The following is an 11,551-nucleotide window of genomic DNA, read 5'->3' on the forward strand; positions in this document are numbered from 1 at the left end:
ATGATGACTCAACCAGCACGCGCAAATCAAACAGTGAATTCAACCCAAACCCATGTTTCTTGTCTGGAGTCTCCCCACTCTGCAACTCGCCGTCTGGTATGTACACGGGTAAGTAATACTCCTGCTGCACTACCCAAACCAGAAATGAAGTTGGCTCAAAATAACAATTCCAGTGACATAGTTGAAATGAATTTTAGTGAAGAAGAAAGCGATACAGCCATAAGTTTATTTGGCTGTGATTGCCCATCTTGCATCAATGCTTTACGCCAAATGCGCGGTCAAACTCCCATGCCAGTGTAGCAAATTCATCTTGAGCGCAACAAAAAAAGAGTCAGAGAGTGAATTCTCTGACTCATAATCGGAGACAAAAAATCATCAACCCAGTAGCTTTAACCGTAAATTATGAATACGGCAAATCACTTGTGTTGCTTCTGGAACAAAAATTAAAATCTTCCCAGGTTGTGTAAACCCAAGATCACACCTGCTCCCAATATATGACCGAAAGCGGTAGTAGCCAGTAAGGCTGGCGCTCCAAAACCGCCAAAGAACTGGTTTGAAGGCAAAGCCGGTTCTGCATTGGGGTACTTGATGGTGAATTTACCAAAGAGAATGGCAAGGATATTGCAGATAATCATGGTCAACCCAACTGCTGGACTCCATTGCAGAGGTGTGGTTGCAGCCGCTAGTAAAGTAGATGTCAGCAACTGAATTTTCTCCTTACAATTGTGATTGCGTTAAAAATACCATGTGAACTTCTTACCAAAAAAAAACAATCCAAAGTTGAAATCTGCATTAATAGTTAACATTTTTTTTAATTACTTTACAGTCTATGTCTATGGATCAAAAATTATTTGATTAATCTATATGTTCGTGGCGTTTTTCCTGTCCAACGTTTAAATGCACGATGAAATGCACTCGATTCTGAAAAACCAAGTAGAAAAGCAACATCGTCAATCATGATATTGGGCTTTTTGAGATGTCGTAGAGCAAGTTGTTTGCGTGTTTCATCCAAAAGTTGCTGATAAGATGTACCCTCAGCTTGCAATTCTCGCTGAAGATTACGAACGCTCATGGCTAAAGTGTGAGCGATCGCCTCAATTGAAGGCTTCTCCCATATACAAGTTAGTATGGCAATCATGCGATCGCCTTTATTCAAGCCTTGGGTGGGATGGATGGGACTTGCGACTGTCCCTTTTTGGATTTTAGGTCAAACAGAACTGTTTGCTACTGTTATATCCCAGACTCCCATGTTTGAAACTACACCAATTGGGTTCATGATGTGGGAACTCTGGTTGATTGTAATTGGTATCTTCACTATTACGCGCAACGAGCAAACGCCGACGCTTGATAATTAATACTTAAACTACGTCTGACTTGAAACCTATGGGAAAAGTATAGAATTTGAGAGTAAAATCTGATTAAGAAAAAACTATGGGTTTCAAGTTAGATGCGGTTTATTATCTATTTGAACAAATAATATTTATATTAACAATTAGATTATGAATATTGAAATTTTTAATCAGTTTCCTTTGATAACTCTATTATTACACTGGCTGGCTTATGCTTTTTTAGGATGGTATTTATCTGTTCATCATATTGTTTGGCTTGTAGGAGTATTGGTAGTTGCTTTGGTGTTAGCTTTAGTTGGGCGGAGTATCACTTGGTTAAATCGTTTGTTGGATTATGGTTCTCAAGTTTTAATTGTTACCGTTGTGTTGAGTATGTCGGTTATTGTAGTAGCAATTTTGCCAATATTTTTTACTTTTATTGTTACACCATTAGCAACTACAGTTTTAGCAGAAATAGAACTCCGTTTTGCTGGTTTTAGCAAACGAGACGCATTATTGTTTTTAACTTTATTAGCTGCGTTGGGTTTGGTTGTAGGTGAAACCATTGATTTAATTTTCTTACCTAGTAGTAGATATTAATGATCAATATTATCTGAATTTTATCAAATTCAGAAAACAGGAACCCCGATTTTTCAAAAATTTGGGGTTTTTATTAAGCTGATGTGCATTTAAACTAGGATTTTTGAGAGCTATACTGCTTACTGTGTCGAGATTGCTCGCTCGATTTAAATGCTGAACAGCTTATTCCCGAAGCATTTAGGAATGCCATATATGAAATTAGGTAGCGATCGCTTCCCATCTTTCCCTATTAGTACTTAATCTTACAAATATTTTCTATAAATTTAATTGTAACATTATGTTAAATAATGCGTAATAACTTCATTGATTTGAGGAGTATTACTAGAGAGATGACAAATAGACGTATTTTGAAGGTTAAATTCATCCTATTGATAGAAATCTAGCTATAATATTTAATTTTTTGAGTTATGTTTGATTGTTTGAGTTTTCACATCATGACAGTAATCTAACTTTCTGCGGCGATGTAGCAGAAATCAATTCAATTCCATAAAGTATTGAAACGTGAGAACACAGCATGAACAAAGATTTATCAGATAATACACTGAAAATTTTGTTGATAGATAGTCATGAAATGTGTCTAAGTGGAGTATTCAGGTTACTACACTCACAGTACCCGGATGCAAAAATTGTGACTGCTAAAACTGCTGAAAAGATTTTAAATCAAATTTTGCAATTGCAACCTGACCTAGTTGTGATGGATATTTTTTTACCAGAAAAACAAGGAGTCGTAGCACGAATTAGTACGGGTATGCAATTACTCCAAGATATGCTTAATAAGTATCCTAAGCTTAATATTGTAGTTCAAAGCGAACATGTAAAAAAACTAGTGCGAATCAAATCTACAATTGACACACACAAAGGAGGCTTTACAATAGCTGATAAAAGTCTTTCCAGTAAAGAAATGCTCATCAGAGTTAGTTGGGCTTTACAAGGACTAACCCATATCAAAGATCTTCAGTCTATCTACTCTGAATTAGAAATTAAACCAGAGTGTTTAAGACTGTTGACTCTAGCTTTTCAAGAAGGGTTACAAGATAAAGCGATCGCAGAAAATATCTGTGTATCAGAACGCATGGTGCGCCACTACTGGGATAAACTACAAGACGCTTTAGGAATTGATTGTCACGAATTAAAAAACCAAGGCAAAAATATCAGAATCATAACTCAAATTCGTGCTAGGGAAGCCGGTTTAATAGATTGAAAAAATCTTGAATATTAATACTAATATATAACCAGCAAAAATCATTTTTTTTGATGGTTTGGCTAATGGTTCTACTAGTTCAGAATCAGAAAATTATTGTTTTTTGTCATTAAATCATGACTTGCACTTAGTACGAATACGCACTAAGTGCAAGATGCCATTTGAGATTAAAAGTATTCTTAAACCTGTTTTTTGAAAAAAATCAATATTTATCCGCGATAGCAAGGGTTATTTTAGTTACATCAACTTAACAAATTTTTTTGATGTAGTATGCAATGTAAGTACTTGCAACTATACTCACTTTTAGTTTAAGCTTTGAGACTAATTAATCATTAATTATAAACAATCATTTGACATCCTCCCACTGGCTTTTAGCCAGTGGGATTCCAAACATCACTGTTTGGTTTTCCTCTTTCGGTGAGTCGGCTTAATTGGAGGAGTTTCCCCACCCAAGTACTTATATACAGCGTATTGCAGGTTTATGAGGTACAGACTATTCGGTCATAAATTATAAGAAAGTTTTTCACTCAATCAGAGATGTACCTCATTTACTTGAAAACTGCTGTAAGTTTATTTGTTAGAACAAAATAAAAGTAGATTAAGAGAATAATAATCAATCTCAAAAAATTAACACAAAGCCAAAAATACGCAGGGCTATTTCATTGTTGGCATCACCCTGTCACATAACTCGTACCATGTCCAGTAAAATTCAATTCCAATTAAATATTTACCAATACTGGTGTTGGTTGAGTGTCGTAATAATATTTAGTGCAACCCTAATCAAGCCACTAAAAGCCCAAGTTATTAAAACAACGCGAATACCAAACCACACAACTGCTCAAGTTCCAAATATTAGACCTGAACCTGGTAAACCTCCCTCAAATCAGACTTTACCAGAACAGTCACCACTACCACCTCCAGAAGAATTATTGCAACCCCCTGGTACAACAACTCCAACTCCAGAAACAATCCCAAGCGGTGAAATTCCTCAAACTATCATCGTGAAAAAATTTAAAATCACAGGTAGTACGGTTTTTAGTCCTGAAGATTTTGACAAAATTACTAAACATTTTACAAATCGCCCTATTAGCTTTAGACAACTGTTCCAACTTCGTTCAGAAATTACTCAATTTTATGTAGATAAAGGATACATTACATCTGGAGCTTATATTCCTCCGCAAAAATTGCAGAATGGTGTAGTGGAAATTAGGGTGCTTGAGGGTGAGCTAGAAGACATAAAAGTTGTAGGTACTCAAAAACTTAACCCTAAATATTTGCAAAGTCGTCTGGCTATTGCTATAAACAAACCACTAAATCGCGATCGCTTGTTAGAAGCATTGCAGTTATTACAATTTAATCCCTTAATTGAAACCTTATCAGCAGAACTGTCAGCCGGATCTCGTCCTGGACAAAGCTTACTGGAAGTAAGAATCACAGAAGCCAATACTTTTAACGTACAGTTGATTTTGGACAATGGGCGATCGCCAGCTGTCGGCACTTTTCGTCGGCAAATACAAGTAAACGAAGCCAATCTGTTCGGATGGGGCGATAGCATTAGCGCTGTTTACGCCAATACAGATGGTAGTAATGCCTTTGACTTAAATTATACACTGCCCCTCAACCCGTACAATGGCACCTTGTCATTTAGCTATGGTTTTTCTGACAATAAAGTTACAGAAAGACCCTTTGATGTTCTTGACATTCAATCAAACTCTAATTACTACGAATTATCACTGCGTCAGCCCATAATACAAAAACCTACTCAAGAATTTATCTTAGGCATAACAGCAAGTCATCGTCGCAGCAAAGCCACATTTTTGGATGACGAAGTACCTTTCCCAGGGACAGGTACAGATGCTGAGGGAAGAACACGAGTAACCGCTGTGCGCTTTTTTCAAGAATGGGTCTCTCGTGATAGCCTGCAAGTATTTGCTATGCGTTCTCAGTTAAGTGTCGGACTTGATCTTTTTGATGCCACCATCAACGAAACCTTCCCCGATAGTCGTTTTGTCGCCTGGAGAGGACAAGCGCAGTGGGTGCGTTTATTGGATCGCGACACTTTGTTAGTACTAAGAGGTGATGTACAACTAGCAGATAGACCACTCGTTCCCTTTGAACAAATTGGGATTGGGGGTTTAGATTCCGTGCGCGGCTATCGTCAAGATGCTTTATTGACAGATAACGGTATTTTTGCATCTGCGGAAGTACGAATTCCTGTTGTTCGCTTCTCAGGACGCAACAACTTTTTGCAGGTGGCTCCCTTTGTGGATTTTGGCAATGGTTGGAATGATTCTGGTAGATCGGAATTTGAAGTTGAACTCGACAGCAATACCTTACTATCTGTTGGATTAGGGCTGCGACTACAACTTGAAGACAATCTCACCGCTCGCCTCGATTGGGGTATTCCTTTGATTTCAGTTACTTCCGAGGATAAAGACTCTTGGCAAGAAAACGGTTTGTACTTTTCCATCATTGTCAATCCTTTTTGAACATGATGGGTAGTGTCTTCCTACGCCCCTACAATCTACGATAAGCAAGGCGGAGACTCTGCACAAGAATAATTAAAGATGCGATCGCCATCAAGCCTCCCCAAAACCAGTAAGGTAAAAGTAATTGTTGCTGAATTTGGGCAGTATCAGATATCCCTAGAGGCCCTGCACTGTAGCTAAATAAATAATCAAGTTGGTGATAAGTACTTACACATGCTTGTACGCCCAAAAATTGCACCGCGAATCCCTGCATCCAACGTGGTGCTTTTAGACCAATACCTAGAATAATTAAACCCAATAAGGGAATTGCTACTAATCCAAATAGGGATCTGACCCAAATTGCCGTTGATAATACTAAAAAGCCACCTAATATTTTTAAACTCCACGAAGCAGTTTTGAAGCTACGGGAAGCCAAGATTAAAGCCGCACCAGCAATAGGTGGTCCCATTGGCCCACCTGCTGCAACTAAAGCACGACCAAGAGGCCCTAGTAATAAACTGCCACTGTAGCTATAATATGCTACTCCAGATCCGTTGGGAAAAATCAGTAATTGTTGGAAGCTTCCTCCCAAAACTAGAGCCATTAAGCCATGACTGATTTCATGAAACCAAGTCGCCAGGATAGTAAATGGGTATAAAATATACTCACCCACCGAAAATTGCCACAGGATGATTGTTGCGATCGCTGCTGTGATCAGCCAGGTAAGCCCCATGCGTTCAACCTCTGGTGGAGCTTCATTAGCTAATAAGGGTTGATGTTGTTTATTTGATTCCCTCATGGGTTTTTTTCCTTGGGTAGTGATCCCAAAAGCAGAAGTTGCTTTTTTATCTATCCTAGCTGCTTGCTGAAAGTAGGAAATTGAGGACAAGGAAAGGGGGACAAAAGGGACAAGGAGGACATATTAATCCAAAATCCCAAATTGTTTGACTAGTGACGTACTCCACACACTTGTTGGTACTTCTAAACGGATTTGAATTTGTGGTCCTGAACGAGCTAGGCGGAGGATAACTCCATCGGTAACTGACACTCTCACAATTGCTTGCCCATCTACATAAGTTCCATTCGCACCTAAATTGACGATTTCCCAGCCATGTTCCACTCGTCTTACTTCTATATGGCGACGGGAAACCACAGCACTATAGAGAACAACATGATTATCCGCCGCTCGTCCGATAAAAATGGCTGGTTCGTCGTCTGCAAAAGTCCAGCTTTGGGCTGGAATAGGTTGTAGTGGGTGCAGGAGGATAAGTGTAATCACGCGCTAGGCTTGTATCAATTCTCCTCCACTATAGCTGACCCTTTAGGAGATTTGAAAGATGAATGTCACCAGATCTCCTTTGCCTAAGCTGATGCGATCGCCTGATCTTAAGCGATGTCTGTTTCCAGGTAATAAAGGCAAATTATTAATGTAAGTACCGTTAGAACTGCCTACATCTTCAATATAGTAAGCGTCTCCCTCTACACGAATATCTGAGTGTATTCGCGAAACAATTTCTGAGTTGGGAAACCCAGAAACATCCACATCGGGTGGAATCCGATCATTAGGCTTACCGATATGAATTACAGACAGATTCTGTGGTAATTCAATTTGCCTATCGCTTTGGACGTGGACAAGCCGTGCAGTTACTTGCTGTAATTGCGTTCTCGAAGCAGTAGGTGGTGATGACACGGGTTGGGGCGATGGTGCTGGCGCGGGTTGGGGTGCTGGCTCACTTTCACTCTCTATTTCACTCTCTATTTCAGGTACTGGACTCTCTTCTTCGGCAACTACTGGTGGTGGGGCTGCAACGGTTGGAGGAGGCACTGATGCTGGAGGTTCTGGAGGTGCTGGTGGTGGAGAGGGGCTGGTTTCCTCAGCATTAAAAGCTGGAATTGGAGGTGGTGGTGGGCTACTTTCTCCTGAAGGAAATGCTACAGCTGTTGGTGGCAAAGGTGGGGAGTCAGGCGTAGTGTAGCTGGCAGATCCACTCACTGATGCAGGTTGCGATTGTATAAGTGAATCAGGTGCAACTAACGGTTCTACTTCCACAGGAATGTCAGGTGCTACGGTTGCTGCTACTGGCGTTACATTACCTGTACGCAGTTGATAGCCACACTGTCCACAAAAAGAAGCATCTGCCTGCACGGTTGCCCCACAACTAGGACAGTTAGTAGTCGCTGGTAACGGGGTATAGCAAGCTTCACACTGGGTAGCGCCATCAGGGTTGTGGTGATTGCAGTTAGGGCAGACGATCATGGAAATTAAACCTTTGTTTTAGGTCATCGTACAATAGGGCTGACAAGCAGAGGCACAACTCTAGCTTGAAAATAAGGATCGGGGATCAGGGATCGCTTAAGAGGTTTTCATATCCTCGTTGTGGGCTATTGAGCGTGAGATTCTAGTTTCTGATTTTAACAAGTAGTTAAATTCAGTTATCAGTTATCAGTTATCAGTGATTAGATTATTTTTAATGTTGGTAACTGTTAAGTGTTCACTGTTAACTGTTCACCTGCTGCTGCATCCAGTAGCCACCACAGTTCACCTTCGGGTTGAATGAGGCGGGATGGATAAGTAGAGTTATCTGCTTCTGGTGCGAAAACTTCAGCAAGCGCTGGTTTTTTGTTTGCGCCAGCAACTATGAAAATAACGCATCTGGCTGCATTAATAAATGGATAGGTAAAGGTAATGCGAGAATTACCATCTTTATTGCCTACGGTGATTAGGCGATCGCGTACTTTGAGTGCTTCTGTGTGTGGGAACAAAGAAGCTGTATGTGCATCATCACCCATTCCTAGCAAAATCACATCCAAAGCCGGAAATTCTCCAGGTGAAGAGCGAAAAAACTCTTGCAGTTCTTTTTCATGTTTAGCCGCAGATACTGCTGGATCACCCTCAGTGGTGGGTACAGCATGAATGTTAGCTGCTGGTATGTTGACGCGATCTAACCAAGCACGACGTGCCATACCTTCATTACTATCTGGATGATCGGGCGGAACGTAACGTTCATCCCCCCAAAATACATGAATTTTATCCCAAGGGAGATTTTGGGTGGCGATCGCTTCGTACAATGGCTTAGGTGTACTTCCGCCAGATAAGGCAATGCTAAATTTTCCTCGTTGTTCAATAGCAGCCTGAATTTGCGAGAGGATCAATTCTTGAACTCGCGCTATTAAGGCTGTTTTATCTGGTAAAACCTCAATTTTTCTCTTCATCGCTTCCTCATTATATTGGCGACTTCCAGCATTACCATATCGAAATTACTGACTTTGTAAAGTCAAGGTCAAATTACCAAGCTTTGGATTTTGGACTCTGGACTCTGGACTTCAGACAGCAGATAACACTTGTTTATTCAAATCAATTACGGCAATTTAATAAAATCTTGCCGAATCTTAATAAAAATCATCAGTAACAATGACAGTTATCAGTTAAAAGTTATCAGTTTTTTAACTATTCATTGATAACTGATATATTTGATGCCAATCAGCGATCGCTTCTCGTTGGGAAGCTAATAAATTTTGAATTCCTTTTTCAGCAAAATCTAACAGTTGATTGAGCTGGGTACGGCTAAAAGAGCCTTCTTCCGCAGTTCCTTGGGCTTCAATAATTCCCAAGTGCTGATTCATCACTACGTTAAAATCTACTGTAGCGGCAACATCTTCAACATAGTTCAAATCTAAAAAAGGCTCTTCCTGTAGTAATCCTACAGAAACAGCTGCTATTTGTCCAACCAGAGGCGATCGCTCTAAAACTCCTTGCTGCAATAATTTAGAAATTGCATGTGCTAGGGCTACAAACCCACCTGTAATTGCTGTTGTTCTAGTACCAGCATCTGCTTGCAAAACATCTGCATCTATAGTCAGCGTACGTTCTCCCAGCAATTCTAAATCTACTGCTGCTCGTAAACTACGTCCAATCAAACGTTGAATTTCCTGAGTTCGTCCAGACAATTTCAAAAATTCTCGTTCTTGCCTTTGCTGAGTAGCAGTTGGTAACATACGGTACTCAGCAGTTAACCAACCTTTGCCAGTACCAGCAAGAAACTTAGGGACTCCTTCAATCACACTGACGGTACATAACACCTTAGTCTCACCATAACTTGCCAGAACAGAACCATAGGCAAAGCGAGTAAAGTCTTGATTAAAGGTAACAGGACGCAGTTCGTAAGGTTTTCGACCATCTGGACGCTGCCAAGCCATTGCAGTAGCCTCAAATTTGATCAGACACTGCCTTCAGGGTATCGTTTTAGTTCGCAGTTTCAGGAAATTTAAATAAGTATCTAAGGATTGGGATTGGGGAGAATCCCCGATCCCCATTAAAAGCAAAATTAACAAACAGCAAGCAGGTTCATGATAGTGTGTAGTACCATCTCTGGGGATTGGTCGCCGTTAATGGTTAGGAGGCGACGGCGACGGTCGTAATATTCTAGGATGGGAATGGTGCGATCGTAGAATAATTCAACACGACGTTGGACAATTTCTGGTTGATCATCTGGAAGACAACGCCCTAAAGCACGGCTGACCATAACTGCTTGTGGTACTTGTAGATAAATTGCCCAGGATAATTGTTGCCCTAACTCATCCAACAAAAAATCTAATTCTTCTGCTTGAAACGCTGTCCGAGGATAACCTTCTAACACCCAACCACGGTTAGCATCAGGCTGCTTGAGTTGATTCAAGATAAATTCAATAATCACCTCATCTGGTACTAATTCCCCTGTTGCTATGTATGGTTGTGCAAGGCGACCCAAGTTGCTAAAGTTAGCGATTGCTTGACGCAATAGTTCGCCTGTGGAAATCAAAGGAATTTCAAGTTGATTACACAGCTTTTGCGCCTGTGTACTTTTTCCGGCTCCTGAACCTCCTAGAATAACTAATTTTACAACCATAAACTCCTAGTCCTGTCAATTTCACAATTGTCTAAGTCTGTTTTGCGGTTCTAGAAAAAAATTAATATCCGAAGAATTCAGAAGTTTATCGGGATATTTCAGAGATTTTGCCTATTTTTTTCTTTGGTTTAAATTCAAAAATCAGTGTTCTAATTTTTACTAACAAATTCATAAGCAAAACCATAATTTAAATCTTCATAAACCTTGACTTGAGTACAGAGGTAGTGTTTGACTAAGAATGCGACTTGCCAAATAGACTACATCTCTTAAAAATAGTTTGATTATACAGGCAGACTTACTAGAATAAACCTCAGCGAAAACTCCTTATTCTATTGTATTTTTTTTAATACTCAACTATGGTTGCCCAGCTAGAAAACCTCAACACAAATTTGACACTTGATCTACCATACTCAATAGAGGGACTCGTGCAAGTTTTCACGAGTACACATCGTAGCTTTTTTACTAACGTCATGGCTCAGGCACTGAGAATCGCTGGTCAAGGTACGCCAGTTTTAGTAGTGCAATTTCTTAAAGGAGGTATTAATCAAGGTCATGAACACCCGATCCGATTGGGACAAAATTTAGATTGGATTCGCTGCGATTTGCCTCGTTGTATCGATACACCACACCTCGACGAAAGCGAAACACAAGCCTTACAAAAGTTGTGGCAACATACACAAAAGGTCGTATGTGAAGCTAAGTATTCTCTCGTTGTCCTGGATGAGTTAAGTTTAGCGATTAACTTTAATTTGATTCCCGAAACAGAGGTTTTAGCCTTTTTGGTAAAACGTCCGGCTCATGTCGATATCATTCTCACAGGACTGGATATGCCCAAGTCGATTCTAGATATGGCAGATCAAATTACAGAAATCCGTCGCAGTCATCAGCCTTGAGGGGATTGGATCTGAAAATCTTCAGCAAGCGGAGTGTATTTCAGTTTCTGAAGACGGTTTGCTCGATTATCAGGAGAACTTAAACACACTGGGAAAATTATTGACAAAGCAAGGTCAGATATTAGACATCTCCGACAACTATCAAAGCCTTTATGTGACTAGCTCTTAGGGTGCA

14 protein-coding genes are annotated in these 11,551 nt (G+C 40.1%); 6 read left to right on the forward strand and 8 right to left on the reverse strand.

Annotation, left to right across the window (positions count from 1 at the left end; translation table 11 throughout):
• Window positions 1–3: 3 nt before the first annotated feature.
• Window positions 4–300: a hypothetical protein gene (locus AC5JMK_RS20430; RefSeq protein ID WP_096677595.1), complete on the forward strand. Its 297-nt coding sequence runs from the start codon at window positions 4–6 to the stop codon at window positions 298–300.
• 143 nt (window positions 301–443) lie between these two features.
• Here the strand turns inward: AC5JMK_RS20430 and psaK are convergent, their stop codons facing one another.
• Both psaK and AC5JMK_RS20440 read right to left on the reverse strand, forming a co-directional pair.
• Window positions 444–704, reverse strand: a complete 261-nt coding sequence (gene psaK / locus AC5JMK_RS20435) for a photosystem I reaction center subunit PsaK (RefSeq protein ID WP_096677594.1) — start codon at window positions 702–704, stop codon at window positions 444–446.
• A gap of 143 nt (window positions 705–847) precedes the next feature.
• Window positions 848–1,138: a helix-turn-helix transcriptional regulator gene (locus AC5JMK_RS20440; RefSeq protein ID WP_495910905.1), complete on the reverse strand. Its 291-nt coding sequence runs from the start codon at window positions 1,136–1,138 to the stop codon at window positions 848–850.
• Here AC5JMK_RS20440 and AC5JMK_RS20445 point away from each other — a divergent pair.
• The 4 genes from AC5JMK_RS20445 (at window position 1,137) to AC5JMK_RS20460 (ending at window position 5,618) form a co-directional block, all read left to right on the forward strand.
• On the forward strand, window positions 1,137–1,355 hold the full coding sequence (locus AC5JMK_RS20445; RefSeq protein WP_495910906.1) for a hypothetical protein: 219 nt from the start codon (window positions 1,137–1,139) through the stop codon (window positions 1,353–1,355). The two genes, AC5JMK_RS20440 and AC5JMK_RS20445, sit on opposite strands and share 2 nt — an antisense overlap.
• 144 nt (window positions 1,356–1,499) lie before the next feature.
• Window positions 1,500–1,928, forward strand: coding sequence for a hypothetical protein (locus AC5JMK_RS20450; protein ID WP_495910907.1), 429 nt, complete (start codon window positions 1,500–1,502; stop codon window positions 1,926–1,928).
• 514 nt (window positions 1,929–2,442) lie between these two features.
• Window positions 2,443–3,129: a response regulator gene (locus AC5JMK_RS20455; protein ID WP_495910908.1), complete on the forward strand. Its 687-nt coding sequence runs from the start codon at window positions 2,443–2,445 to the stop codon at window positions 3,127–3,129.
• 695 nt (window positions 3,130–3,824) lie between these two features.
• A complete protein-coding gene (locus AC5JMK_RS20460; RefSeq protein WP_096677590.1) occupies window positions 3,825–5,618 on the forward strand; it encodes a ShlB/FhaC/HecB family hemolysin secretion/activation protein in 1,794 nt (597 codons plus the stop codon).
• A gap of 28 nt (window positions 5,619–5,646) precedes the next feature.
• Here AC5JMK_RS20460 and AC5JMK_RS20465 read toward each other — a convergent pair whose 3' ends face one another.
• From AC5JMK_RS20465 to AC5JMK_RS20490, 6 genes are all read right to left on the reverse strand, one after another.
• Complete coding sequence (locus tag AC5JMK_RS20465) at window positions 5,647–6,396, reverse strand: M50 family metallopeptidase (protein ID WP_096679206.1); 750 nt, start codon at window positions 6,394–6,396, stop codon at window positions 5,647–5,649.
• A gap of 123 nt (window positions 6,397–6,519) precedes the next feature.
• Window positions 6,520–6,876: an FHA domain-containing protein gene (locus AC5JMK_RS20470; RefSeq protein WP_096677589.1), complete on the reverse strand. Its 357-nt coding sequence runs from the start codon at window positions 6,874–6,876 to the stop codon at window positions 6,520–6,522.
• Window positions 6,877–6,918: 42 nt separating this feature from the next.
• Window positions 6,919–7,854 carry a double zinc ribbon and FHA domain-containing protein gene (locus tag AC5JMK_RS20475; protein WP_096677588.1) on the reverse strand — a complete coding sequence of 312 codons (936 nt, stop codon included), beginning with the start codon at window positions 7,852–7,854 and terminating at the stop codon, window positions 6,919–6,921.
• A gap of 227 nt (window positions 7,855–8,081) precedes the next feature.
• Window positions 8,082–8,810: a 6-phosphogluconolactonase gene (pgl, locus tag AC5JMK_RS20480; protein WP_096677587.1), complete on the reverse strand. Its 729-nt coding sequence runs from the start codon at window positions 8,808–8,810 to the stop codon at window positions 8,082–8,084.
• 231 nt (window positions 8,811–9,041) lie between these two features.
• Complete coding sequence (gene rph / locus AC5JMK_RS20485; protein ID WP_495910909.1) at window positions 9,042–9,794, reverse strand: ribonuclease PH; 753 nt, start codon at window positions 9,792–9,794, stop codon at window positions 9,042–9,044.
• Window positions 9,795–9,922: 128 nt separating this feature from the next.
• Complete coding sequence (locus AC5JMK_RS20490; protein ID WP_096677585.1) at window positions 9,923–10,483, reverse strand: adenylate kinase family protein; 561 nt, start codon at window positions 10,481–10,483, stop codon at window positions 9,923–9,925.
• Between the two features lie 356 nt (window positions 10,484–10,839).
• Between AC5JMK_RS20490 and AC5JMK_RS20495 the strand changes: the two genes are divergently transcribed.
• Window positions 10,840–11,376 carry a P-loop NTPase family protein gene (locus AC5JMK_RS20495; protein WP_096677584.1) on the forward strand — a complete coding sequence of 179 codons (537 nt, stop codon included), beginning with the start codon at window positions 10,840–10,842 and terminating at the stop codon, window positions 11,374–11,376.
• Window positions 11,377–11,551 lie beyond the last annotated feature (175 nt).

The sequence above is a fragment of the Pelatocladus sp. genome, assembly GCF_059505505.1.

What these genes read in the sequence shown, in the direction of transcription:
- pgl (WP_096677587.1), bottom strand. Translation starts at nt 8,810, where the DNA reads ATGAAGAGAAAAATTGAGGTTTTACCAGATAAAACAGCCTTAATAGCG.
- AC5JMK_RS20495 (WP_096677584.1), top strand. Translation starts at nt 10,840, where the DNA reads ATGGTTGCCCAGCTAGAAAACCTCAACACAAATTTGACACTTGATCTA.
- AC5JMK_RS20450 (WP_495910907.1), top strand. Translation starts at nt 1,500, where the DNA reads ATGAATATTGAAATTTTTAATCAGTTTCCTTTGATAACTCTATTATTA.
- AC5JMK_RS20475 (WP_096677588.1), bottom strand. Translation starts at nt 7,854, where the DNA reads ATGATCGTCTGCCCTAACTGCAATCACCACAACCCTGATGGCGCTACC.
- AC5JMK_RS20445 (WP_495910906.1), top strand. Translation starts at nt 1,137, where the DNA reads ATGCGATCGCCTTTATTCAAGCCTTGGGTGGGATGGATGGGACTTGCG.
- AC5JMK_RS20440 (WP_495910905.1), bottom strand. Translation starts at nt 1,138, where the DNA reads ATGATTGCCATACTAACTTGTATATGGGAGAAGCCTTCAATTGAGGCG.
- AC5JMK_RS20460 (WP_096677590.1), top strand. Translation starts at nt 3,825, where the DNA reads ATGTCCAGTAAAATTCAATTCCAATTAAATATTTACCAATACTGGTGT.
- rph (WP_495910909.1), bottom strand. Translation starts at nt 9,794, where the DNA reads ATGGCTTGGCAGCGTCCAGATGGTCGAAAACCTTACGAACTGCGTCCT.
- AC5JMK_RS20490 (WP_096677585.1), bottom strand. Translation starts at nt 10,483, where the DNA reads ATGGTTGTAAAATTAGTTATTCTAGGAGGTTCAGGAGCCGGAAAAAGT.
- AC5JMK_RS20455 (WP_495910908.1), top strand. Translation starts at nt 2,443, where the DNA reads ATGAACAAAGATTTATCAGATAATACACTGAAAATTTTGTTGATAGAT.
- AC5JMK_RS20430 (WP_096677595.1), top strand. Translation starts at nt 4, where the DNA reads ATGACTCAACCAGCACGCGCAAATCAAACAGTGAATTCAACCCAAACC.
- AC5JMK_RS20465 (WP_096679206.1), bottom strand. Translation starts at nt 6,396, where the DNA reads ATGAGGGAATCAAATAAACAACATCAACCCTTATTAGCTAATGAAGCT.